This window comes from Pseudomonas mandelii (assembly GCF_002251635.1).
GTDB lineage: Bacteria > Pseudomonadota > Gammaproteobacteria > Pseudomonadales > Pseudomonadaceae > Aquipseudomonas > Aquipseudomonas mandelii_B.
The window spans coordinates 13326-36640 of record NZ_NMOJ01000212.1; the positions used below are offsets into that span (position 1 = coordinate 13326).

The window sequence follows — 23315 nt, forward strand, 5'->3', positions numbered from 1 at the left end:
GAGACATGGACCATGGCACGTCGCAGGCAACCTGAAGAACACGTCAATCACGAACGCTGGCTGGTGTCCTACGCGGACTTCATCACCTTGCTGTTCGCGTTTTTCGTGGTGATGTATTCCATCTCGTCGATCAACGAAGGCAAGTACAAAGTCATTTCCCAGGCCCTGATCGGCGTGTTCAATGACACCGACCGTGCCCTGAAACCGATTCCGATTGGCGAAGAGCGGCCCAAGACCGTGACCCCGGCCAAGCCGCTGGTCAACGACAGTGATGAAATCGCTGCCGGCATCGGTGGCACCAGCGACCCGCTGAAAAGCATCGCCGATGACATCAGCGCCGCCTTTGGCGACCTGATCAAATCCAACCAGATGACCGTGCGCGGCAATGAGTTGTGGGTCGAAATCGAGCTGAACTCCAGCCTGCTGTTCGCCAGCGCCGACGCATTGCCGAGCGACCAGGCGTTCACCATCATCGACAAGGTCGCGGCGATACTCAAACCGTTTGAAAACCCGATTCACGTTGAAGGCTTTACCGACAATTTCCCGATCAGCACTGCGCAGTACCCGACCAACTGGGAGCTGTCGTCGGCCCGGGCGTCGAGCATCGTGCGCATGCTCGCGATGCAGGGCATAAACCCTGGGCGCCTGGCGTCGGTGGGCTATGGTGAATTCCAGCCGGTGGCCAATAACGCCACCGCCGAAGGCCGAGCGCGCAACCGCCGCGTGGTGCTGGTGGTGTCACGCAACCTGGATGTACGCCGCAGCCTGACCGGCACCGGTACCGCCAATGCAACACCGGATGCGGCCTTGAAGCGGGCTGGCACACAAACTGCACCGCCAACCGTTAAGTCGCCGGTACGAGAGAGCGCCGTCAATTCTCCGTCGCCTGCATTAACACGTTGAGCTATTTCTCGGTCGAGCGTATCGACCGGGAGGAACAATCCGAATGAGAGTCTGGGCCGTTGCCAATCAAAAGGGTGGTGTTGGTAANACCACTTCCTCCATCGCCTTAGCCGGCTTGCTGGCCGAGGCGGGCAAGCGTGTGGTCGTGGTCGACCTGGACCCGCATGGCTCGATGACCAGCTATTTCGGCTACGACCCGGATGCGCTGGAGCACAGCTGCTACGACCTGTTCCTGCACAAGGGCAGCGTGCCGAGCGATTTGCCCGGGCAGTTGCTGTTGCCGACCAGCGACGAACGTATTTCGCTGTTGCCGTCGAGTACCGCTCTGGCCACGCTCGAGCGTCAATCGCCGGGCCAGAGTGGTTTGGGCCTGGTGATTGCCAAGAGCCTGGCGCAACTGTGGCAGGACTTCGACTACGCGATCATCGACAGCCCGCCGTTGCTCGGTGTGCTGATGGTCAACGCCTTGGCCGCGAGCCAGCAGTTGGTGATTCCGGTGCAGACCGAGCACTTGGCCGTCAAAGGCCTGGAGCGCATGGTCAATACGCTGGCGATGATCAACCGCTCACGCAAAGTGGCGTTGCCGTTCACCATCATTCCGACCCTGTTCGACCGCCGCACCCAGGCGTCCCTCGGGACCCTTCGCGTGCTGCGCGACAAATACCCGGAAGAAATCTGGCAAGGCTACATCCCGATCGACACGCGCCTGCGGGACGCGAGCCGGGCCGGGCTGACGCCTTCGCAATTCGACGGCAAGAGCCGTGGGGTTCTCGCTTATCGCGCCTTGCTCAAGCATTTGCTGGCAGCACAACTTGTCCCGCAGGTGGCCTGAGATGAATCGGCCGGTGAAGATTACCTCGCGTCCGCAACTGGCGCTCCAGTCGTATCTGGACAGCCTGCTGATGGAAGCGACTGAAGAGTTGCCGCTGGAAGTGGAAGCGGTGGCTGAAGTCATTGAGGTTGTTGAAGCGGTAGAGGTTGAGGCTGCGCTGGACGAGTTCCAGGCAGCCGTACTTGAAGAGCAGGCGCGTGATGCGCAGAAGTCCGTCGTGACCGCTGCACCTGTCGTAGCGCCCGTGGCGGCTCCGGTCGCAAAAGCTCCGGTGGTGATCGAAGAAGCGCCCGCACCGATCCTGGCGCCGGTCTCGACCCTCGCACCGTTGCTGCAAACCCTGGTGCCGCCGCTGGTCGAAGTCCATCTGCCGCCGAGCAATACGCCGCCACCGGTAGAAAATGACGGGCGCCCGGCATGGGCCGCCGAGCCGTTCGAATGCCTGCTGTTCGACGTCGCCGGGTTGACCCTGGCGGTGCCGCTGGTGTGCCTAGGTTCGATCTATTCGCTTGAAGGCCAGGAGCTGACACCGCTGTTCGGTCAGCCGGAATGGTTCCTCGGGATCCTGCCAAGTCAGGCCGGCAACCTGAAAGTCCTGGACACCGCGCGCTGGGTGATGCCCGACCGCTACCGCGATGACTTCCGCCAGGGTTTGCAGTACGTGATCTCGGTGCAGGGCTACGAGTGGGGGCTGGCGGTGCATCAAGTCAGTCGCTCGTTGCGCCTGGACCCGAACGAAATCAAATGGCGCAGTCACCGAGGCCAGCGGCCTTGGTTGGCGGGCACCGTGATTGAGCACATGTGCGCCTTGCTCGACGTTTCCGCCCTGGCCGAGTTGATCGCCAGCGGTGGGGCAAAGCACATGGGCGGCAGCAAGCCGCTACACAAACCGACATAGCTGCCGACATAACAAGTAGGCGACGGCATTGTTGAATGCCGCCACACAGAATACACACCGCCAGAAGCGGTTTTTCGAGGGGTCAGGGTATGAGTAGTCAAGCGACGAATGCAAAAGGTTCCGAAGATCCGATCCTGCAATGGGTTACCTTCAAACTGGACAACGAGTCCTATGGCATCAACGTGATGCGCGTGCAAGAAGTGCTGCGCTACACCGAAATTGCGCCGGTACCGGGTGCGCCAAGCTACGTGCTGGGCATCATCAACCTGCGCGGCAACGTGGTGACGGTGATCGACACCCGCCAGCGTTTTGGCCTGGCGCCGACCGAAGTCAACGACAACACCCGAATCGTCATCATTGAAGCCGACAAGCAAGTGGTCGGGATCATGGTCGACAGCGTGGCCGAAGTGGTTTACCTGCGCCAATCGGAAGTGGAAACCGCGCCGAACGTGGGCAACGAGGAATCGGCCAAGTTCATCCAGGGCGTGTGCAACAAGAACGGCGAACTGCTGATTCTGGTTGAGCTGGACAAGATGATGAGCGAAGAAGAGTGGTCGGATCTGGAGAACATCTGATTGATTCTTGAGGTAGCGGTCATTGTCCTGTTCCTTTTCTGGGCAGGCACGCTGGCAATGTTCCTGGCGTACATTCGCGCTCAACGGCAAATCGCCGCGCAACAGGCCCAGGGTGATGCGTTGCGCGATCAGCGCATCAAGGACCTGGCCAAGCGCGTCGACGACTATCAGAGCGGCAACGTGCGCATGGGTGAAGACCTGCACGAACTGCGCGCCGTCGTCGGCCCCTTGCCGGACAAACTGGCCCAGCTGGAACAGCGCGATCCGTCGAGCCTGTCGTTTGCCCAGGCGGCGAAGCTGGTGGGCATGGGCGCNACCGTNGATGAGCTNACTCAGTCTTGNGGGTTGACCCAGGCTGAGGCGGAGTTGATGCGCAAGCTTCACAAGAACTAGAAGATCAAAAGATCGCAGCCTCGTTTCACTCGACAGCTCCTACAGGGATACGCGATCCCAATGTAGGAGCTGTCGAGTGAAACGAGGCTGCGATCTTTTGCATTCAACCCAAATTCAATAATCATCCCCGCGCTCAGTCACATCCTTCTCCACCATCACCGCCTCCGGATCATGCCCCGCCGGAAACTTGCCCTTCAGGTTCCAGGCAAACGCAATAATCTCNGCCACCGTGCGGTACAACTCCTCCGGGATACTGTCCCCCAATTCCATGCGCGCCAGCAGCTTCACCAGCTCCGCGTTCTCATAGATCGGCACTTCATTTTCCCGCGCCAACTTCAAAATGGCTTCGGCCAGTTCCTCGTCACCTTTGGCCGTGAGGGTAGGGGCGTGGGTGCCGTCGTATTTGAGGGCGATGGCCTGGCGTGGGGTGTTGGGGTTTCTCATGCGGTTTCGTCGACCCAGCGTTGTTCGAGGCGGGTTTGCGGGCCTTGCGGTGGCGTGCCGAGGTGGCAGTCGAGATCGCCGACGTTCAGCCCGGAGTCCAGCAGACGCTGGCGCAGCCCGGCCAGATTGCTTTCGATCAGGCTCGCGGTGTATGGCCGTTCGGCCCAGAGCTGGCTGGACAGGCTGCCTTTGATCAACTGCGCCTGAATTTGCAACGGGCCCAGCGGCTCCATGTCGAACGCCAGGTCCACACGCCACAGTGGTTGTTTCGGCTCGCGTTCGTCTCGACGTTCGTGGGGCTGGTCTTTCTCGGGCGCTTCTTCGCGCTGGAACTTGACCTGCAATGGCACGATGTCCTGCAAGGTGCGCATGGGGATTTCCAACTGCCAGGTGCTGAGCAGTCGACCGTCGTCAGTGACCCCGGTTTGCTCGAGACTCGACAATTGATGGCTTTGCAGGCGAGAAACGGCCGCTGCGGCCAGGCGCAGCAAATGCTCCAGATCGTCTTCGCCGTCGTGGCTTTGCAGCAGCCGTTCGGGCAACGGGAAACTGGTCGGCAACGGCTTGGCGCTGACCTGACCGAGCATGCCGAGGGCACTGCGCACGAAACTCGGCATGGACTGGACCAGCGTGTTGGCGGCAATGATCGCATTGAGATTGGTGTTGGCCGGCAGCCCTGGCGTCAGTTGCGCGATCAGTTTGAGCAGATCGCCTTTCATGTCCGGCGCCAGTGTCGGGTTTTGCCCGGTCAGCAGTTTTGCTTCGAGGAACAGTCCGCTGTTGGCCAGCGCCTGGGCGAGGCCTTTTGGCGTACTCAGTTGCCGAACGTCCGGCAAACCGGCCAGCAGTTTTTCCACGGCAACCCGCAGGTCGCTGGAGGTCTGGTCCGACGGTGGCAGGTTTTGCAGGACTTTGATCAAACCATCCAGCGAGCCTTGGCGGCTCTGCTGACTGACCAATTGCTGGGTGACCGCCAGCTGCTCCTGACGGCTGCTCAGCGGCACGAACTTCAAGGTTTGCGTGTCCTGCACCAAGGCACTCAACAACGTGCCGATACGCAGCGGCGTCGGGCTCTCGATGCTCAGCGTGCTGCCGCTTAACGCGGTGTTGAGCAGGCTCACCATCGAACGAAACACCGTCGGCTGGCCCGGCACCTGCGGCAACACTTGCGAGGTCAGCACTTTGCCCTGCAACAACGTTCCGACCGGTAGTTGCGCCGTGTCGATGCGGGTGAGGGTGGCGACGCTGGAAGCAATGGCCTGTTGCACCGTGATCGCCAGGTTGCTCGCTGACGGTTGGGTGATCGCCAGGCTGGTACCTTGAGGCAGCGGCTGGGTGCTGGTGGCCTGGACCGTGGTCTGGCGGCCGCTGTCTAGGGTGACTTTGAGCAACAGTTCAAAGCTCTGATCCGCCTGCTTGAGCGACAGCACTTCGGCCTTGGCGGTCTGACCGGGAGTGATCAGGCCCTCCATCGGCGTCAGCAGCTTGAGCAGGTCGCCACTTACCACCAGCGGCCGCGAAGTCGCGGGCGTGGTCTGCGGTAGCGGGAGGATGTTCATTTCGCCTGTCATACGCGGTCACAACCTGAGGAAAATGCACTCTTTAGAGTAGGGCATGGCATGTATAATGCCGCCCGTCTTTCGGGGAGTGGCGAAAACATTGCATTTGTTTGACGCAGCTCTCTAGAACAGGCCGCCAATGCATCTATGCTGCATCTCTTTAGCGGCCGCTCCGCCGCCGACTTGAACCGCAAAAGGCCCGTGATCTCTTGACCAGTCCTGTCCTGCAAACCGTTGCCCTTGCTTGTGAGCGAGACCTTCGGCTGCTCTTCGAAAATCTCGAATTGAGACTGGCCAGTGGCGAAATGGTGCAAATCAGTGGCCCCAACGGCAGCGGCAAGACCAGCCTCCTGCGTCTGCTATCCGGCCTGATGCAGCCGACCGCCGGTCAAGTGCTGCTCAACGGCCAGCCGCTGAACGATCAGCGCCTTGAACTGGCGCGCAACCTGCTGTGGATCGGGCATGCCGCCGGGATCAAGGACTTGCTGACGCCAGAGGAGAACCTGACCTGGCTCTGCGCCCTGCATCAACCGGCTTCCCACGAGGCTATCTGGCAAGCGCTGGCCGATGTCGGACTGCGCGGTTTCGAGGATGTTCCCTGCCACACGCTGTCCGCCGGGCAGAAGCGCCGTGTGGCGTTGGCTCGGCTGTATCTGGACNGCCCGCCGCTGTGGATTCTCGACGAACCGTTCACCGCCCTCGATAAACAAGGCGTGGCGCAACTCGAAGAACACCTGGCCGCCCACTGTGAGCGCGGCGGCATGGTGGTGTTGACCACCCACCACACGCTGAGCCGGATGCCGGCCAGCTATCGCGATATCGATCTGGGGAAGTGGGCCGTATGAGTGTTTTCGGCCTGTTGGTCGCCCGTGAGGCCCGTCTGCTGTTCCGCCGTCCGGCTGAACTGGCGAATCCGCTGGTTTTTTTCGCGATCGTCGTTTCGCTGTTCCCTTTGGCGGTCGGTCCCGAGTCTCAATTGTTGCAAACCTTGTCTCCGGGACTGGTCTGGGTCGCGGCCCTTTTATCGGTCCTGCTCTCGCTGGATGGGCTGTTTCGCAGTGATTTCGAAGACGGTTCCCTGGAACAGTGGGTCCTTTCGTCGCACCCTTTGCCACTTCTGGTACTGGCAAAGGTACTGGCACACTGGGCCTTCTCTGGCCTGGCACTGGTTTTGCTCGCTCCACTGCTGGCGTTGATGCTCGGTTTGCCAACCGCCTGTCTGCCGGTGTTGCTGCTTACTTTATTGCTGGGTACACCGGTGCTGAGCCTGCTCGGTGCGGTGGGCGCAGCCCTGACGGTAGGATTGAAACGCGGCGGCCTGTTGCTGGCGCTGCTGATTCTGCCGCTGTACATCCCGGTGTTGATTCTCGGCAGTGGCGCCTTGCAGGCGGCCTTGCAGGGTATGCCGGCGACGGGTTACCTCTTGTGGCTTGGCAGCCTGACCGCCCTGGCGGTAACCCTGACACCCTTTGCTATAGCGGCTGGCCTGAAGATCAGCGTCGGCGAATAATGAGGTCTGGTTAAGCGTTAATCAGTAAAGACCCTNNGCTCNTCAAAGCGANGAGCAACCGTGATGGAAACAGCAATGAACTGGACCTGGTTTCACAAGCTCGGCTCGCCCAAATGGTTTTACGGCATCAGCGGCAAGCTGCTGCCGTGGTTGAGCATCGCAGCCCTGTTGCTGATCGGCATCGGCCTGGTCTGGGGGCTGGCCTTCGCGCCGCCGGATTACCAGCAAGGCAACAGCTTTCGCATCATCTATATCCACGTGCCGGCCGCGATGCTGGCCCAGTCCTNCTACGTCATGCTGGCGGTGTGCGGCATCGTCGGGCTGGTCTGGAAAATGAAACTGGCCGACGTCGCCCTGCAATGCGCCGCCCCCATCGGCGCATGGATGACTGCCGTGGCGCTGGTCACCGGCGCGATCTGGGGCAAACCGACCTGGGGTTCATGGTGGGTGTGGGATGCGCGTCTCACGTCGATGCTGATCCTGCTGTTCCTGTACTTCGGCCTGATTGCCCTGGGCAACGCCATCAGTAACCGTGACAGCGCCGCCAAGGCCTGTGCGGTACTGGCCATCGTCGGCGTGATCAACATCCCGATCATCAAGTACTCGGTGGAGTGGTGGAACACCCTGCACCAGGGCGCCACCTTCACCCTCACCGAAAAACCGGCAATGCCCGTGGAAATGTGGGCGCCGCTGTTGCTGACGGTGCTGGGTTTCTACTGTTTCTTCGGCGCTGTGCTGTTGCTGCGCATGCGCCTTGAAGTGCTCAAGCGCGAAGCCCGGGCGAGCTGGGTGAAAGCTGAAGTGCAGAACAGTCTGGAGGCCGCTCGATGAGTTTTGCTTCTTTCAGTGATTTTCTCGCCATGGGCCATCATGGCCTGTATGTCTGGACGGCCTATGGCATCTGCCTGGCGGTGCTGGCCCTTAACGTCGCCGCGCCGATCCTGGCCCGCAAGCGTTACCTGCAACAAGAGGCGCGTCGTTTGCGCCGGGAGAACGGCAAGTGAATCCGCTGCGCAAAAAGCGTCTTATCATCATTCTCGCGATCCTGGTGGGTGTCGGCGCTGCCGTCGGCCTGGCCCTGAGCGCCCTGCAGCAGAACATCAATCTGTTTTACACCCCGACCCAGATCGCCAACGGCGAAGCCCCGCAAGACACGCGCATCCGCGCCGGTGGCATGGTCGAGAAGGGCTCGCTGCAACGTTCCGGTGATTCGTTGGACGTGAAATTCATCGTCACCGACTTCAACAAATCCGTGACCATCAGCTACCGCGGCATCCTCCCGGACCTGTTCCGTGAAGGTCAGGGCATCGTGGCGCTGGGCAAACTGAACGCCGACGGCGTGGTGGTGGCCGACGAAGTGCTGGCCAAGCACGATGAAAAGTACATGCCGCCGGAAGTGACCAAGGCTTTGAAAGACAGCGGTCAATCTGCTCCAACGCCCGCGAAGGAGGGTTGATCGATGACATCCGCACTGTTTATTCCTGAACTCGGCCACCTGGCCATGATCCTGGCGCTCTGTTTTGCGCTGGTCCAGGCCATCGTGCCGTTGCTCGGCGCCTGGCGCGGTGACCGTTTGTGGATGAGCCTCGCGCAGCCAGCGGCCTGGGGCCAGTTCGCCTTTTTGTTGTTCGCCTTCGGTTGCCTGACCTACGCTTTTATGACCGACGACTTTTCCGTCGCCTACGTGGCCAGCAACTCCAACAGCGCCTTGCCGTGGTACTACAAGTTCAGCGCGGTGTGGGGCGCTCACGAAGGCTCGCTGCTGCTCTGGGCCTTGATCCTCGGCGGCTGGACCTTTGCGGTGTCGGTGTTCTCCCGGCAGTTGCCGCAAGTGATGCTGGCCCGCGTGCTGGCCGTGATGGGCATGATCAGCACCGGTTTCCTGCTGTTCCTGATCCTCACCTCGAACCCGTTCAAACGCATTCTGCCGCAAGTGCCCAGCGACGGCGCGGACCTCAATCCGCTCCTGCAAGACATCGGTTTGATCGTTCACCCGCCGATGCTGTACATGGGTTACGTCGGTTTCTCGGTGGCATTTGCCTTCGCTATTGCGGCGCTGATGGGCGGTCGCCTTGATGCGGCGTGGGCGCGCTGGTCGCGTCCATGGACCATCGTTGCCTGGGCCTTCCTCGGTATCGGCATCACCCTGGGTTCGTGGTGGGCCTACTACGAACTCGGCTGGGGCGGCTGGTGGTTCTGGGACCCGGTGGAAAACGCCTCGTTCATGCCTTGGCTGGTCGGTACGGCGCTGATTCACTCGCTGGCGGTCACGGAAAAACGTGGCGTGTTCAAGAGCTGGACCGTGTTGCTGGCCATCGCCGCGTTCTCGTTGAGCTTGCTCGGTACGTTCCTGGTGCGTTCCGGCGTGCTGACCTCGGTTCACGCCTTTGCCTCCGACCCGGAGCGCGGCGTGTTCATCCTGATTTTCCTGCTGTTCGTGGTCGGCGGTTCGCTGACGCTGTTCGCCCTGCGCGCCCCGGTGGTGAAGAGCCACGTCGGCTTCAACCTGTGGTCCCGGGAAACACTGCTGCTGGGCAATAACCTGGTGTTGGTGGTGGCGGCGTCGATGATTCTGCTCGGCACCTTGTATCCGCTGATTCTCGATGCGATGACCGGCGCCAAGCTGTCGGTCGGCCCGCCGTACTTCAACGCGTTGTTCATTCCGTTGATGGCGTTGCTGATGATGGTGATGGCCGTCGGCATGCTGGTGCGCTGGAAAGACACCCCGGTCAAATGGCTGATGAGCATGCTCACGCCGGTGTTGCTCGGCAGTGCCGCGTTGGCCGTGGTGGCTGGCGTCGCTTATGGCGATTTCAACTGGGCGGTGATTGCCACGTTCATGCTCGCGGCCTGGGTGCTGTTGGCCGGTGTGCGCGACATCCTCGACAAGACCCGCCACAAAGGCCTGATCAAAGGTCTGCCGACCCTGACCCGCAGCTACTGGGGCATGCAGATCGCGCACTTGGGCATCGCCGTGTGCGCCCTTGGCGTCGTGCTGTCGAGCCAGAACAGTGCCGAGCGCGATTTGCGCCTGGCGCCGGGCGAGTCCATGGACCTGGCCGGTTATCACTTCGTGTTCGAAGGCGCCAAGCACTACGAAGGCCCGAACTTCACCTCCGACAAAGGCACCGTCCGGGTGATCAAGGGCGGCAAGGAAGTCAGCGTATTGCACCCGGAAAAACGCCTCTACACCGTGCAGAACTCGGTGATGACCGAAGCCGGGATCGACGCCGGTTTCACCCGTGACATTTACGTCGCACTCGGCGAACCGCTGGGCGATGGCGCCTGGGCCGTGCGCGTGCACGTCAAACCGTTCGTGCGCTGGATCTGGTTCGGCGGGCTGCTCACAGGTTTTGGCGGGTTGCTGGCGGCGCTGGATCGCCGTTATCGGGTCAAGGTAAAAAGCCGCGTGCGAGAAGCACTCGGTATGTCGGGAGCCACTGCATGAGACGTTGGTTAATGCTGTTGCCACTGGCGATTTTTCTGGTGGTGGCTGTTTTCCTGTATCGCGGGTTGTATCTGGACCCGGCCGAGTTGCCTTCGGCGATGATCGGCAAGCCGTTCCCGGAGTTTTCCCTGCCAGCGGTGCAGGGCGACAAGACCCTGACCAAGGCCGACATTCTCGGTAAACCTGCACTGGTCAACGTCTGGGGCACCTGGTGCATTTCCTGCCGGGTCGAGCACCCGGTGCTGAACAAACTGGCCGAGAAGGGCGTGGTGATTTACGGCATCAACTACAAGGACGTCAACGCCGACGCCTTGAAGTGGCTGGCGGAATTCCACAACCCGTACCAGTTGGACATTCGTGATGATGCGGGCTCCCTTGGCCTGAACCTCGGTGTGTACGGCGCCCCGGAAACCTTTTTCATCGACGCCAAAGGCATCATCCGCGACAAGTTCGTCGGGGTGATCGACGAACAGGTCTGGCGCGAAAAACTGGCGGCCAAGTATCAGGCACTGGTCGATGAGGCCAAGCCATGAAGCGCTGGATAGCCGCCGCTGTATTGGGTTTGAGCATGGCCGGTGTTGCCCACGCCGCCATCGACACCTACGAGTTCGCCAAAGAAGGCGATCGTGAGCGTTTTCGCGAGCTGACCAAAGAGCTGCGTTGCCCCAAGTGCCAGAATCAGGACATCGCCGATTCCAACGCACCGATCGCCGCCGACCTGCGCAAAGAGATTTTCCGCATGTTGGGCGAGGGCAAGGACAATCAGCAGATCATCGACTTCATGGTTGATCGCTACGGTGATTTCGTCCGCTACAAACCCGCTCTGAACACCAAGACCGCTCTGCTCTGGTTCGGCCCCGCCGGCCTGTTGCTGGGCGGTTTTGTGATCATCGCCGTGATCGTCCGCCGTCGTCGCGTGCAACGCGCTGACACCAAGGATGAGCTCTCTGCCGAGGAGCGTGAGCGCCTCGACCACCTGTTGGATAAAACCAAGAATGATTGATTTCTGGCTCGCTGCAGGTCTGCTACTTCTGGTTGCCCTGAGTTTTCTGCTGATCCCCGTTTTGCGTGGCCGTCGTGCACAGCTCGAAGAGGATCGTACTGCCCTGAACGTCGCGCTGTATCAGGAGCGCGTGGCTGAGTTGCAAACCGAGCAGGAAGAGGGCGTGCTCAACGCTGCGCAACTGGAAACCGGTCGCGCCGAAGCTGCCCGTGAACTGCTCGCCGACACCGAAGGCGTCGAGGCACCGCGCGTGGCGCGCCTGGGCAAACTGTGGCCCTTGCTGGCGGCGATTCTGGTGCCGGTCCTGGGGNTGGGCTTGTACCTGCATTACGGGGCAAGCGACAAGGTCGAACTGACCCGCGAATTCTCCCAGCCGCCGGTGTCCATGCAAGACATGACCCAGCGTCTGGAGCGTGCCGCCGCTGCCCAGCCGGACTCGGCTGAGGGCTTGTACTTCCTCGGTCGCNCGTACATGGCTCAGGACCGTCCTGGCGATGCAGCGAAAGTCTTCGAACGCACCGTGGCGTTGGCCGGTCGTCAGCCGGAACTGCTCGGCCAGTGGGCCCAGGCGCAGTACTTTGCCGACAACAAGCAATGGTCGCCCAAGATTCAGGCACTGACTGACGAAGCGCTGAAAGCCGATCCGAAAGAAGTCACCAGCCTTGGCCTGCTGGGCATCGCGGCATTTGAAAGCCAGCGGTATCAGGACGCCATTGACTACTGGAATCGCCTGTTGGCGCAACTGCCGCCGGAGGACAGTTCCCGTGCTGCGCTGCAAGGCGGGATCACGCGAGCCACCGAGAAACTCGAAGCCAGCGGCGGCAAAGTCGCCCAGGCCCCAGTGGCCAAAGCGGCAGCGAAGCTTAAGGTCACCGTGGATCTGGCACCCGAGTTGAAAGCCAAGGTCCAGCCCGGCGACAGCGTGTTCATCTTCGCCCGCGCCACCTCAGGTCCACCGGCACCACTGGCCGCCAAGCGCTTGACCGTGGCCGACTTGCCGGTCACTGTCGAACTGGGCGATGCTGACGCGATGATGCCGCAGTTGAAACTGTCGAACTTCCCCGAAGTCCAACTGGTTGCGCGCATATCCCGGGCCGGNCAACCGACTGCCGGCGAATGGATCGGTCGCAGCCCGCCCCTGGCCAGCAGCACCACCGCAGCGCAAAAACTGACCATCGACAGCCCGGATAAATAACAGGAACCACCGCCATGACCGCCATCGCTCGTATCACCCTGCTCAGTCTGGTCCTGGGGTTAAGCGCTTGTGCGGTCCAGCGGCCCCCTGAGCAGCCAACCCCGCCACCGATCCCGCCGTCGCAGCCAAGCACCAAACCGGCACCCTCGACGGCGCCGAGCAAACCGACCACCCCGGCCAATCCCGCCAAGCCGCTGCCACGCACTTCCGCCAGCTTCGCGCCGCCACCGGGGGGCAACAGCCATTGGGATGCCAAGCTTGGTGTTTATGTGCTGGANGANCAGCCCGACACCTTCTACCGCCAGCGCACCTACTACCGCTGGAGCAACGGCTGGANCCGGTCGATCAGCCCGAACGGGCCATGGGAAGAGACCAATATCCATGGCGTGCCGGGTGGGTTGGGGCGGCAATTCGGGGAGTAACCGTCAGTACAGAACAAGGCGACCTTCGGGCGAAAATCGCAATAAACGAAATAATCGAAACGTCAGGCCTCTTTTGCCAACAACCCCTGCACATATTCCACAAACGCCCGAGCCTTCGCGCTGGCCATTCTGCCCGTAGGAAACACCGCCCAAAGGTCCTGATTCGGCAACGTCCAATCCATCATCACTTCCCTGACCGCACCGCTGGCCAGTTCCGGCGCAAACATCCACTCCGACGCCAGGGTCAGTCCTTGATGGGCAAGCACGGCTGCACGCAGACCTTCGGCGGCGTTGACGCGCAGGCGGCCGCTGATGATGACTGACTGCTCATCTGTCCCGTTGCGGAACTGCCAGTGGGCACCGCCACCCAAGGTGTAGGTGATTGCCTGGTGTTTGCTCAGGTCTGCCGGGCAGGTGGGCTCGCCGTGTTTTGCGAAATAGGCGGGGGTGCCCAGCACCATGCGCCGGCATTCGGCGATTTTGCGGGCGGTGAGGCCGGAGTCGCTCTGGGTACCCAGGCGCAGGGCGATGTCGACGCCTTCTTCGACCAGATTGACGTTGCGGTCGTCGAGCATCAGGTCGATGTTCAGATCCGGGTTCTGATCGAGAAACGGTCCGAGCTGCGGAACGATGTGCAGTCGGCCGAAGGTCACGGCAGCGCAGATCCGCAGGTTGCCGGTGAGACCGCTGGCGGCGCCGCGTGCTGCATTGTCGGCCTCATTGGCTTCTTCGATGGCGCGCTTGGCCCGTTCGAAAAAGGCCAGCCCGGCTTCGGTGGGCGTCAGGCCGCGAGTCGAGCGCAACAGCAGTCGAACCGCGAGACGCGACTCCAGTTGTGCAATGGTTTTCGACACGGCGGGCTGGCCGATATTCAGGCGCCGGGCGGCGGCAGAAAACGAACCGGTTTCCACCACGTAGACGAAGGTTTCCATTGCGCCGAGGCGGTCCATCTCGAGTCCTTGTGACGATCAAAGTGTGTGCGAGCCTGNTNGTGTTGTTGGTCAGAACGCGGCTTTGCCGATGGAGGAGCCGCCGTCGACAAACAAGGTCTGCCCGGTGATAAACCCGCTCTGCTCGGACAACAAAAATGCAATGGCCGCGGCGATCTCGTGCGGCTGCCCCAGTCGCCCCATCGGCACACCCGCCAGATACCGCGCTTCACCTTCGCTGCCCGGCGGGTTGTTGGTGCGGAACAGTTCCGTTTCCGTCGGCCCCGGCGCCACGGCGTTCACAGTCACGCCGGTTTGCGCCAGTTCCAGCGCCCATGAGCGCGTGAAGCTGATCAGCGCCGCTTTGGCCGCCGCATACGCCGTGCGCTGGGTGATCCCGAGCACGGTCAGACTGGAAATATTCACCACCCGACCCCAGCCCTTGGTGCGCATATTTGGCAGCAACGCCTGAGTGGCCTGCAACGCCGAATGCAGGTTGACCCGCATCACGTCATCGAACGTATCGAGGTCGATTTCGCCGAGCACTTGCGGGCGAACCAGGCCGACGTTGTTTACCAGCCCATCAAATTCATACGTCCTGGACAGCTCCGCCAGCACTTCCTGGGTCAGCGCCCTGTCGCTCAAATCCAGCGGAAACAGAATGCCGGGGAAGGACAGGTCCGGCGTCCGGGCAATCCCGACCACCCGATGCCCCGCACGGTCCAGATGTTCGGCCACTGCCCGGCCGATGCCTTTGCTGGCACCGGTAATGAGAAAGGTACGTCGGGTCATTGCACACTCCTTGAAAGCACATGCCGCCGGGGCAGGCGGCCGTTGAACGGGTCAGCCGCGAATCGCATCCAGCATCGCTTCAGGCTTTGGACGCTGAGTGTAATCCGGGTTGGCCTTGGCGGTAATGAATCAGGTGAGATCCATCCTGGCCGCATGGGCGAAAGGTGCTCAGGTGAAGTTATAGGATTCATGCTTGGNGATGAGAGGACTGCGACAGGTATTCAAATACCGGATATCCCGGGTGCTGTGACTGCCGGGGATACGTTCGAGAAGGCATACGACGCAGCCGTCGAAATCGCGCAGATACTTCTGCAACAAATGGAAGAACAGGGGATGGATATTCCGGCGCCCACATCGGTGAGCGGGCATCGAGGTNCGGAACATCAGTCGCACATCAATCACGAGCAAACCAGATTCCTGTGGGAGCGTGGCTTGCCCGCGAAGCTTTTGACGCCTTACGCCGTCGCCAACGAAGCCTTCGGCGAAACACTCAAGAACCGCAACAACGCCAACAACGGAAACGCGCTGCCCACGATCACGATCCACAGCCAGCCGCCATGCTCATACACCGCACTGGCCACCGAAGAGCCAAACGCGCCGCCGATGAAGATGCTGGTCATGTACAGCGCGTTCAGGCGGCTACGGCTGTTGGCGTCGAGGGCGTAGATGGCGCGCTGGCCGAGGACCATGTTCATCTGCACGCAGAAGTCCAGGACCACACCGGTCACCGCGAGGCCGATGACGCTGTAGACCGGGTGGATGAACGCTGGCAGGAAGCTCAGGCTGGCGAACAGCAGGGCCAGCAAGGAGGCGATGCGGGTGTGGCCGGCATCGGCCAGTCGACCGGCAATCGGCGCGGCGATCGCACCAATGGCGCCGACCAGGGCGAAGATCGCGATCTGGGTTTGCGACAGGCCGTGATTACGCGCCAGTTCCAACGGGGCAGCCGTCCAGAACAGGCTGAACGTGGCGAACATGCAGCCCTGATAAAACGCCCGTTGGCGCAATACCGGTTGCTGGCGCAACAGCGTCCACAGAGACCCCAGCAACTGGCCATAAGAGGCGCTGTGATCAGGCTGGCGCTTGGGAATCGTCAACGCCAGCACCACGCTGATCGCCGCCATCAACACCGCCGCGATCACGAACATCGCACGCCAGCCGAAATGGTCGGCCACGACGCTGGACACCGGCCGTGCCAGCAGAATACCCAGCAGCANACCGCCCATGATCCCGCCGACGACCCGACCGCGTGACTCCTCTGGCGCAAGGTGCGCCGCCAGCGGAATCAGGATCTGCACCGAGACGGAACTGAAACCGATCAGCAGTGACACCAGCAGGAACAGATTCGGTTGCTCGGTAAACGCTGCGCCCAACAGGCTGGCGATGGCCAGCACGGTGGTGGCAATCATCAGCTTGCGGTTTTCCAGCAGGTCGCCCAGCGGCACCAGGAAGAACAGGCCAAGCGCGTAGCCGATTTGCGTCAGCGACACAATCAGGCTGGCCATCGCCGGGGTCAGGCCGATGTCCGGCGCAATCAATTCGATGATCGGTTGGGCATAGTAGATGTTGGCCACAATGGCGCCGCAACAGAACGCAAACAGCAGCACCATGCCTTTGGTCATTGTCGCGGTGCCGTGGGGCACCTGAGTCGCTGGGTTCATAACGTGTCTCGCTGAACGGAAGGGAATGCGCGCAGGCTAAAGAGGTAACGGATTCGGCAGAAGAGGGATTGGAGTGATAGCAATCATTCCTTTACGGAATGAGTGACGGACGTGAGTGCTGTCCATCGATAAACCTTGCGTCAAAATATCGAGGTCCGATGATACATTCACTTACATCCTGTTCGATAGCGTGCTTATGTTCTCCTTCACGATTCATAACCGGAAGGCACTTCCATGAATGCGATGTTTCGTCACCTTATACGCGGCGCTTCAGTTGTCACCTTGATCGGCGTGTTCACGGCGGGTCTCGCCCTGGCCGCCGATGCGCCTGGCCTGCGCATCGGTGTGCGCGGCGAGATCACCGGGGTCAGCCCCGACGTCTTGAAAGTCCACGTCAACACTGGCGAAAACGTGGTGATCAACCTGACCAACGACACCAAAGTCCGCGCCGTTACCCTGGCCAATATCGAAGACATCAAACCCGGTAGCTACATTGGATCGGCGGCCATTGCGCAAGACGATGGCACCTTGAAAGCGCTGGAGGTCCACGTCTTTCCACCGGAGCTGGCGGGCAGCGGCGACGGACATCGGCCGTTCGATTTGGTCAAGGGCAGCAGCATGACCAACGGCAGAGTGGGCGATCTGGTGGTCAGCAATGGCCGGGTGTTGACCGTCAACTATAAGGGCGGGCAGCAGAAGATCCTGGTGCCGGAGGATGTGCCGATCGTGAATTTGATGCCGGGGGACAGGAGTTTGCTGAAGGTGGGGGTGAAGATCGTAACGTTTGTGACCCAAAGTGCGGATGGGACGCTGACCGCGCAATCGATCTCGGCCGGCAAGGATGGCGTCACCCCGCCGATGTAATGGCCTGTCCCAAACCCTGTGGGAGCGGGCTTGCTCGCGAAAGCGGTGTGTCAGTCGACATCAATGTTGAATGACACACCGCTTTCGCGAGCAAGCCCGCTCCCACAGGGGTGCTGCGGTGTCGCAGAAAGCGCATACAAAAAAGGCGACCTCATCGGGTCGCCTTTTTCGTTGGGCTCAGGAATTACTGACCGCTATAGATCTGATCAAAGACTCCACCATCATTGAAGTGGGTCTTCTGCACGGTGCGCCAGTCACCAAAGGTCTTCTCGACCGACAGGAAGTCGACTTTCGGGAAACGGTCGGTGTACTTGGCCAGCACCTGTGGGTCACGCGGGCGCAGGTAGTTGTTGGCCGCGATTTCCTGACCTTCCGGCGACCACAGGTATTTCAGGTAGTCCTCGGCGGCGACGCGGGTGCCTTTCTTCTCGACAACCTTGTCCACCACGGAAACCGGCGGCTCAGCCTCGGCAGAGACGCTTGGGTAGATCACTTCGAACTGATCACGGCCGAATTCACGGGCGATCATTTCCGCTTCGTTCTCAAAGGTCACCAGCACGTCGCCGATCTGGTTGGTCATGAACGTGGTGGTGGCGGCACGGCCGCCGGTGTCCAGCACGGGTGCGTGCTTGAACAACTCGCCGACGAAATCCTTGGCCTTGTTCTCGTCACCGCCGTTTTTCAGCACGTAACCCCAGGCGGACAAATAAGTGTAGCGGCCGTTACCCGAGGTTTTCGGGTTGGGCACGATCACTTGCACGCCATCCTTGAGCAGGTCCGGCCAGTCTTTCAGGGCCTTGGGGTTGCCTTTGCGCACGATAAACACCGTGGCGGAGGTGAACGGCGCGCTGTTGTTCGGCAGGCGGGTCACCCAGTTGTCCGGCACCAGTTTGCCGTTGTCCGCCAGGGCGTTGATGTCGGTGGCCATGTTCATGGTGATGACATCAGCCGGCAGGCCGTCGATCACTGAACGGGCTTGTTTGCTGGAGCCGCCGAAGGACATNTGCAAGGTGATGTTCTCGTTGTGCTCGGCTTGCCAATGCTTCTGGAACGCAGTGTTGTAGTCCTTGTAGAAGTCTCGCATCACGTCGTAGGAAACGTTGAGCAGGGTCGGTGCGGCCTGAGCCACGCTGGTCAGGGCCAGGCCAGCGGCCAGAAGTGAGGCGCCAAAGAGTTTTTTCACTGCGCAATCCTTGTTCTAATTTAAAAGTGAGGCAATTTGCCAGCGACTATAGCCGGGCTCGCATAGGCCTTTAAAGATTAAAAAGAACTTTGCTTATTCCAGTTTCTTAAACAGCGCATTACCACAGCGCGAGCAAAACGCCGCGTCATGTTCGTGGCTGTCTTTTTTGCACACCGGGCAATCGTGTTGCAGTTGTTCACCGCGCATGGCACTTGCCAGCTCGGCGGTGAAAATCCCGGTCGGCACCGCGATGATGGAGTAACCGGTGATCATCACCAGGGACGAAATCACCTGGCCCAACGGTGTCTTGGGCACGATGTCGCCGAAGCCCACCGTGGTCAACGTGACAATCGCCCAGTAGATACCTTTGGGAATGCTGGTGAAGCCGTGCTCCGGGCCTTCGATCACGTACATCAGCGTGCCGAACACCGTGACCAGGGTGCACACGCTCAGCAGGAACACCACGATCTTCTGCTTGCTGCCGCGCAGCGCCGCCATCAAGTAGTTGGCTTGCTTGAGATACGGGCTGAGCTTGAGCACGCGGAAAATCCGCAGCATCCGAATGATGCGGATGATCAGCAGGTACTGCGCATCGCTGTAATACAGCGCGAGAATGCCGGGCACGATGGCGAGCAAATCCACCAGCCCATAAAAACTGAAGGCGTAGCGCAACGGCTTGGGCGAGCAATACAGGCGCAAGCCGTACTCGATGGCGAAGATCACCGTGAAGCCCCACTCGATATAGGCCAGCAGATTCGCGTAGTTCTGGTGAACCTGGTCGATGCTGTCGAGCATCACGATCACAATGCTGGCGAGGATGATCAGCAACAAAATGCCGTCAAAGCGCCGCCCCGCCTTGGTGTCGCTTTGGAAAACCATGACGTAAAGCTCTTCACGCCAGTTTTTGCTGCTGTCCATGGATACCGCCTGAACCAATGATCAGCGAAGCCTAGGTTGATTCTCCTCCAGAGTGCAAGGCGTAAGGGCGACAGGGGGCTTGCCGAGCATTTGAACAACCGTGCGGATCAGCCAACCGGAGAGGATGAACGGCGCGGTCAGCGTTGGCAGACCGATGGCGGCAAACACCGGGGTCAGCAACAGCGCTGATGCAATGCCGACCATTGGCAGCCACGGATGCTGGCGCAGCGAGTTCAAGGCGAGGGCGGCGAGTACGGCGTTATAGCCACCGAGGCCGATCAATGCGCTGTAAGCGTCCTGATGCAGCAGGCTCCAGCCCATGCCCGCGACAGACGCCAACAACGCCCAGCAGAATGCGCGTCGATCAGCGATCAGCAAACCCACGGCAATCATCGCACCGGCCAGCGGATGACCGAGGAACATCACCTGGCCGAAGCCTTTCAGCGGTGCGGCGAGCATGTTCAGCGTGTTGATTTCGATTAGATGCGCTTTTGTCGAGGGGGTGGCGAAGCACAGGAGCAACCAGCCCAGCCCTACGAAGGGCGCCGTATAGGCAGGCAGGTAGTGGCTGACCCGGACGCGTTTGAGCCATTGCTGAGTGAGCATTGCGCTGAGCCCGCCAGCGGCAATGATCAGCGGCGGCAACAGCGCGGACCAGGGGAAATAGAGGCTCAGCAGCAGGCCGAGCAAGACACCGTTGTAACTGAACAGACCGGCCTGGCGATCGGCCTTGGCATAACCGCGACGTTGCGCAGTGAGCAACCCGGCGACACCGCCCAGCAGCGCACCGCCGAGCAGGGCGGGCGCGGTGAAAAGAATGGCCAACAGGCACAGCAGACCAAACAGCGGATGGCGCTGAAGGAAGATCTGACTGAAACCGTTGAACAGGGCAGTCGCCCAATCGGGGCAGTGGGTGTTGAAGTGGTTGGCAGGCATGGCAGTTCTGAAAGTCAAAGGGAGCGAGTCGGTCGAGCGCGACCCCGGCTGACCGCCAGCAGGCTGGCTCCCACACTGAATCTCAGTTCAGTCTTGATTCCGTGATCGACACAAAACCAATGTGGGAGCCAGCCTGCTGGCGATGAGGCCGGTATGGGCGCTCTAGATCAACGTCTCGATACGCAACGAGTTAGTCGACCCCGGCTGCCCAAACGGCACTCCCGCGGTAATCACCAGCGTATCCCCGCGCTGCGCCATCCCTTGGGCCTGGGCAATTTCCAGCGCGGTGGAACACACCTCGTCCACCTGGCGCAGCCGATCATTGACCACCGAATGCACGCCCCACGCCACGCTCAAACGGCGGGCCGTGGACAGGTTCGGCGTAAGGTTGAGGATCGGTGCCACCGGCCGTTCCCGCGCCGCGCGCAGGCTGGAGCTGCCGGACTCGCTGTAGTTCACCAGCACCGCCACCGGCAGGATGCTGCTGATACGCCGGATCGCGCAGCTGATCGCGTCCGACACCGTGGCATCGGCCTTGGGCCGGCTCACGTCCAGTTGCGTCTGGTAATCCGGGCCGTTTTCCACCTGGCGGATGATTTTGCTCATCATCTGCACGGCTTCCAGCGGGTATTCGCCCGAGGCGGTTTCCGCCGAAAGCATCACCGCGTCCGCNCCTTCAGCCACGGCGTTGGCCACATCCGTGACTTCGGCACGGGTCGGGGCCGGGGAGAAGCGCATCGATTCGAGCATCTGAGTCGCCACCACCACCGGTTTGCCGAGTTCGCGGCAGAGGCTGATGATGTTTTTCTGAATCTGCGGCACGCTTTCCGCCGGCACTTCCACACCCAGGTCACCGCGGGCCACCATGATCGCGTCGCTCAGTTCGGCGATTTCCTGCAGGCGTAGCACGGCTGAGGGTTTCTCGATCTTGGCCATCAAAAATGCCTTGTCGCCGATCAGTTCGCGGGCTTCGCGGATGTCTTCAGGACGCTGCACGAACGACAGCGCGACCCAGTCCACACCCAACTCCAGGCCGAAGCTCAAATCGCGGCGATCCTTGGCGGTCAGCGGGCTCAATTCCAGCACCGCTTGCGGCACGTTCACGCCTTTGCGATCCGAGAGTTCGCCGCCGTTGAGCACCGTGGTGTCGATGGCGTCGGCGTGTTTGGTGATGACGCGCAGACGCAACTTGCCGTCGTCCAGCAGCAGGTCCATGCCCGGCTCCAGCGCTGCAATGATTTCCGGGTGCGGCAGGTTGACCCGGCACTGATCGCCGGGTGTCGGGTCCAGGTCCAGGCGCAGGGCCTGGCCGCGCACCAGTTGCACCTTGCCCTCGGCAAAGCGCCCGACCCGCAGCTTCGGCCCTTGCAGGTCCATCAGAATGCCCAGCGGGTAATTCAGCTGGCGCTCCACTTGGCGAATCCACTGATAGCGCTGAGCGTGGTCGGCGTGATCGCCGTGGCTGAAGTTCAGGCGAAAGATGTTGACCCCGGCCTGCACCAGCTCACGGATGTCATCGATACCGTCGGTGGCCGGGCCCAAGGTGGCGAGGATTTTGACCTTCTTGTCAGGCGTCATGGTTGGCAGTCTCAAGAATCAGGATGGCGCGGAAGTCATTGACGTTGGTGCGGGTCGGCTCGGTAACGATCAAACCGTCGAGCGCGGCGAAATAGCCGTAGCCATTGTTGTTGTCCAGTTCGTCACTGGCCGACAGGCCCAAGGCCTCGGCGCGGGCGTAGCTGGTCGGGGTCATGATCGCGCCGGCGTTGTCTTCCGAACCGTCGATGCCGTCGGTGTCACCGGCCAGGGCGTACACGCCGGGCAGGCCTTTGAGGCTGTCGGTCAGGCTGAGCAGGAATTCGGCGTTGCGCCCGCCACGGCCATTGCCGCGCACGGTGACGGTGGTTTCACCGCCGGACAGAATCACGCACGGCGCCGCCAATGGCTGGCCNTGCTGCACGATCTGCCGAGCAATACCGGCGTGCACCTTGGCCACGTCCCGCGCTTCGCCTTCGAGGTCGCCGAGGATCAGCGGGCTGAACCCGGCCTGGCGTACTTTCACCGCCACCGCTTCCAGGGATTGCTGCGGGCGGGCGATCAGNTGGAAGTGACTGCGCGCCAGGCTCGGATCGCCGGGTTTGACCGTCTCCGATTCCGGGCTCTGCAGCCAGGTGCGCACCGAAGCCGGCACCTCGATGCCGTAGCGTTTGAGGATCGCCAGGGCTTCGGCCGAGGTGCTTGGGTCGGCCACGGTGGGGCCGGAGGCGATGACCGTGGCGAGGTCGCCCGGCACATCGGAAATCGCGTAGGTATAAACAGTGGCCGGCCAGCAGGCCTTGGCCAATCGGCCGCCCTTGATGGCCGAGAGGTGTTTGCGCACGCAATTCATCTCGCCAATGGTCGCGCCGGATTTAAGCAGNGCTTTGTTGATCGATTGCTTGTCAGCCAGGGTGATGCCAGCCGCTGGCAATGCCAGCAGGGCGGAACCACCGCCGGACAGCAGGAAAATCACGCGGTCGTCTTCGCCCAGGTTGCTGATCAGTTCGAACACGCGCTTGGCGACGGCTTGACCGGCGGCGTCCGGCACCGGGTGAGCGGCTTCGACGACTTCGATTTTTTCGCACGGGGCGCCGTGGCCGTAACGGGTAACCACCAGACCGCAGACTTCACCCTGCCAGCAGTTCTCGACGACGAGTGCCATGGCGGCCGCGGCTTTGCCGGCGCCGATCACGATCACACGGCCGCTGCGGTCAGCGGGCAGATAAGGTTCAAGGACATGCCGGGGGTGGGCGGCGTCGATGGCTGTGGCAAACAGCTCGCGAAGGAATTGTTGCGGATCGACCGACATGG

General features: G+C 61.3%; 26 protein-coding genes and 2 pseudogenes. 18 read left to right on the top strand and 10 right to left on the bottom strand.

The features are described 5' to 3' along the window. Nucleotides 1-12: 12 nt before the first annotated feature. The 5 genes from motD (at nucleotide 13) to B7L09_RS26035 (ending at nucleotide 3601) form a co-directional block, all read left to right on the top strand. Nucleotides 13-903, top strand: a complete 891-nt coding sequence (gene motD, locus B7L09_RS26015) for a flagellar motor protein MotD (protein WP_094471256.1) — start codon at nucleotides 13-15, stop codon at nucleotides 901-903. Nucleotides 904-946: 43 nt separating this feature from the next. Further along, nucleotides 947-1735 carry a ParA family protein gene (locus tag B7L09_RS26020; protein ID WP_094471257.1) on the top strand — a complete coding sequence of 263 codons (789 nt, stop codon included), beginning with the start codon at nucleotides 947-949 and terminating at the stop codon, nucleotides 1733-1735. 1 nt (nucleotide 1736) lies between these two features. Further along, nucleotides 1737-2633 (top strand): CheW domain-containing protein, encoded by an 897-nt coding sequence (locus B7L09_RS26025; protein ID WP_094471258.1) that lies wholly within the window; start codon nucleotides 1737-1739, stop codon nucleotides 2631-2633. Between the two features lie 89 nt (nucleotides 2634-2722). Further along, the gene (locus B7L09_RS26030) at nucleotides 2723-3208 is read left to right on the top strand and encodes a chemotaxis protein CheW (RefSeq protein WP_094471259.1); all 486 of its coding nucleotides are present in this window, start codon (nucleotides 2723-2725) and stop codon (nucleotides 3206-3208) included. Beyond that, nucleotides 3209-3601, top strand: coding sequence for a DUF2802 domain-containing protein (locus B7L09_RS26035; protein ID WP_094471260.1), 393 nt, complete (start codon nucleotides 3209-3211; stop codon nucleotides 3599-3601). Nucleotides 3602-3715: 114 nt separating this feature from the next. On the opposite strand, the gene B7L09_RS26040 is transcribed toward B7L09_RS26035, so the two are convergent. Continuing rightward, a complete protein-coding gene (locus B7L09_RS26040; RefSeq protein ID WP_094471261.1) occupies nucleotides 3716-4045 on the bottom strand; it encodes an EscU/YscU/HrcU family type III secretion system export apparatus switch protein in 330 nt (109 codons plus the stop codon). After that, nucleotides 4042-5616, bottom strand: coding sequence for a flagellar hook-length control protein FliK (gene fliK, locus B7L09_RS26045; RefSeq protein WP_094471262.1), 1575 nt, complete (start codon nucleotides 5614-5616; stop codon nucleotides 4042-4044). Before fliK ends, B7L09_RS26040 begins: the two co-directional genes overlap by 4 nt. Before the next feature lie 197 nt (nucleotides 5617-5813). Here fliK and ccmA point away from each other — a divergent pair, with 197 nt between their 5' ends. From ccmA to B7L09_RS26095, 10 genes are all read left to right on the top strand, one after another. Next, a complete protein-coding gene (gene ccmA, locus B7L09_RS26050) occupies nucleotides 5814-6449 on the top strand; it encodes a cytochrome c biogenesis heme-transporting ATPase CcmA (protein WP_094471263.1) in 636 nt (211 codons plus the stop codon). Further along, nucleotides 6446-7114, top strand: coding sequence for a heme exporter protein CcmB (ccmB, locus tag B7L09_RS26055; protein WP_094471264.1), 669 nt, complete (start codon nucleotides 6446-6448; stop codon nucleotides 7112-7114). Before ccmA ends, ccmB begins: the two co-directional genes overlap by 4 nt. A gap of 75 nt (nucleotides 7115-7189) precedes the next feature. Then, the gene (locus B7L09_RS26060; protein WP_094471265.1) at nucleotides 7190-7945 is read left to right on the top strand and encodes a heme ABC transporter permease; all 756 of its coding nucleotides are present in this window, start codon (nucleotides 7190-7192) and stop codon (nucleotides 7943-7945) included. Next, nucleotides 7942-8118, top strand: coding sequence for a heme exporter protein CcmD (gene ccmD, locus B7L09_RS26065; RefSeq protein ID WP_094471266.1), 177 nt, complete (start codon nucleotides 7942-7944; stop codon nucleotides 8116-8118). Before B7L09_RS26060 ends, ccmD begins: the two co-directional genes overlap by 4 nt. Next, complete coding sequence (gene ccmE, locus B7L09_RS26070) at nucleotides 8115-8570, top strand: cytochrome c maturation protein CcmE (RefSeq protein WP_008026817.1); 456 nt, start codon at nucleotides 8115-8117, stop codon at nucleotides 8568-8570. Before ccmD ends, ccmE begins: the two co-directional genes overlap by 4 nt. Before the next feature lie 3 nt (nucleotides 8571-8573). Next, nucleotides 8574-10562, top strand: a complete 1989-nt coding sequence (locus B7L09_RS26075; protein ID WP_094471267.1) for a heme lyase CcmF/NrfE family subunit — start codon at nucleotides 8574-8576, stop codon at nucleotides 10560-10562. Next, nucleotides 10559-11095, top strand: a complete 537-nt coding sequence (locus B7L09_RS26080; RefSeq protein WP_094471268.1) for a DsbE family thiol:disulfide interchange protein — start codon at nucleotides 10559-10561, stop codon at nucleotides 11093-11095. Before B7L09_RS26075 ends, B7L09_RS26080 begins: the two co-directional genes overlap by 4 nt. Next, nucleotides 11092-11565 carry a cytochrome c-type biogenesis protein gene (locus tag B7L09_RS26085; RefSeq protein WP_094471269.1) on the top strand — a complete coding sequence of 158 codons (474 nt, stop codon included), beginning with the start codon at nucleotides 11092-11094 and terminating at the stop codon, nucleotides 11563-11565. The genes B7L09_RS26080 and B7L09_RS26085 overlap by 4 nt, the downstream gene beginning before the upstream one ends. Then, nucleotides 11558-12760: a c-type cytochrome biogenesis protein CcmI gene (gene ccmI, locus B7L09_RS26090; protein WP_094471270.1), complete on the top strand. Its 1203-nt coding sequence runs from the start codon at nucleotides 11558-11560 to the stop codon at nucleotides 12758-12760. The genes B7L09_RS26085 and ccmI overlap by 8 nt, the downstream gene beginning before the upstream one ends. A gap of 14 nt (nucleotides 12761-12774) precedes the next feature. Next, a complete protein-coding gene (locus B7L09_RS26095) occupies nucleotides 12775-13182 on the top strand; it encodes a hypothetical protein (RefSeq protein ID WP_094471271.1) in 408 nt (135 codons plus the stop codon). 62 nt (nucleotides 13183-13244) lie between these two features. Here the strand turns inward: B7L09_RS26095 and B7L09_RS26100 are convergent, their stop codons facing one another. Further along, entirely contained in the window at nucleotides 13245-14132 is an 888-nt protein-coding gene (locus tag B7L09_RS26100) for a LysR family transcriptional regulator (RefSeq protein WP_094471272.1), read from the bottom strand. Nucleotides 14133-14183: 51 nt separating this feature from the next. Beyond that, on the bottom strand, nucleotides 14184-14903 hold the full coding sequence (locus B7L09_RS26105; RefSeq protein WP_094471273.1) for an SDR family oxidoreductase: 720 nt from the start codon (nucleotides 14901-14903) through the stop codon (nucleotides 14184-14186). A gap of 189 nt (nucleotides 14904-15092) precedes the next feature. Between B7L09_RS26105 and B7L09_RS26110 the strand changes: the two are divergent. Further along, nucleotides 15093-15275: pseudogene (locus B7L09_RS26110) on the top strand (type II toxin-antitoxin system HicB family antitoxin); the annotation flags it as partial. Between the two features lie 83 nt (nucleotides 15276-15358). Here the strand turns inward: B7L09_RS26110 and B7L09_RS26115 are convergent. Then, nucleotides 15359-16564 (bottom strand): MFS transporter, encoded by a 1206-nt coding sequence (locus tag B7L09_RS26115; protein ID WP_094471274.1) that lies wholly within the window; start codon nucleotides 16562-16564, stop codon nucleotides 15359-15361. A 234-nt stretch (nucleotides 16565-16798) separates the two neighbouring features. Between B7L09_RS26115 and B7L09_RS26120 the strand changes: the two genes are divergently transcribed. Together B7L09_RS26120 and B7L09_RS32500 are read left to right on the top strand one after the other, a co-directional pair. Next, complete coding sequence (locus tag B7L09_RS26120) at nucleotides 16799-17428, top strand: hypothetical protein (RefSeq protein ID WP_176457773.1); 630 nt, start codon at nucleotides 16799-16801, stop codon at nucleotides 17426-17428. An 18-nt stretch (nucleotides 17429-17446) separates the two neighbouring features. Further along, a pseudogene (locus B7L09_RS32500) lies at nucleotides 17447-17536 on the top strand (DUF4381 domain-containing protein); the annotation flags it as partial. Nucleotides 17537-17612: 76 nt separating this feature from the next. On the opposite strand, the gene B7L09_RS26130 reads toward B7L09_RS32500, so the two are convergent. The 5 genes from B7L09_RS26130 to B7L09_RS26150 form a co-directional block, all read right to left on the bottom strand. After that, entirely contained in the window at nucleotides 17613-18611 is a 999-nt protein-coding gene (locus tag B7L09_RS26130; RefSeq protein ID WP_094471276.1) for a sulfate ABC transporter substrate-binding protein, read from the bottom strand. 93 nt (nucleotides 18612-18704) lie between these two features. Beyond that, on the bottom strand, nucleotides 18705-19529 hold the full coding sequence (locus tag B7L09_RS26135; RefSeq protein ID WP_094471277.1) for an ion transporter: 825 nt from the start codon (nucleotides 19527-19529) through the stop codon (nucleotides 18705-18707). A 21-nt stretch (nucleotides 19530-19550) separates the two neighbouring features. Continuing rightward, on the bottom strand, nucleotides 19551-20465 hold the full coding sequence (locus B7L09_RS26140) for an urea transporter (RefSeq protein WP_094471278.1): 915 nt from the start codon (nucleotides 20463-20465) through the stop codon (nucleotides 19551-19553). 162 nt (nucleotides 20466-20627) lie between these two features. Further along, nucleotides 20628-22043, bottom strand: coding sequence for a pyruvate kinase (gene pyk, locus B7L09_RS26145; protein ID WP_094471279.1), 1416 nt, complete (start codon nucleotides 22041-22043; stop codon nucleotides 20628-20630). Next, nucleotides 22033-23313 carry a glycerate kinase type-2 family protein gene (locus B7L09_RS26150; RefSeq protein ID WP_094471280.1) on the bottom strand — a complete coding sequence of 427 codons (1281 nt, stop codon included), beginning with the start codon at nucleotides 23311-23313 and terminating at the stop codon, nucleotides 22033-22035. The genes pyk and B7L09_RS26150 overlap by 11 nt, the downstream gene beginning before the upstream one ends. Nucleotides 23314-23315: the final 2 nt, after the last annotated feature.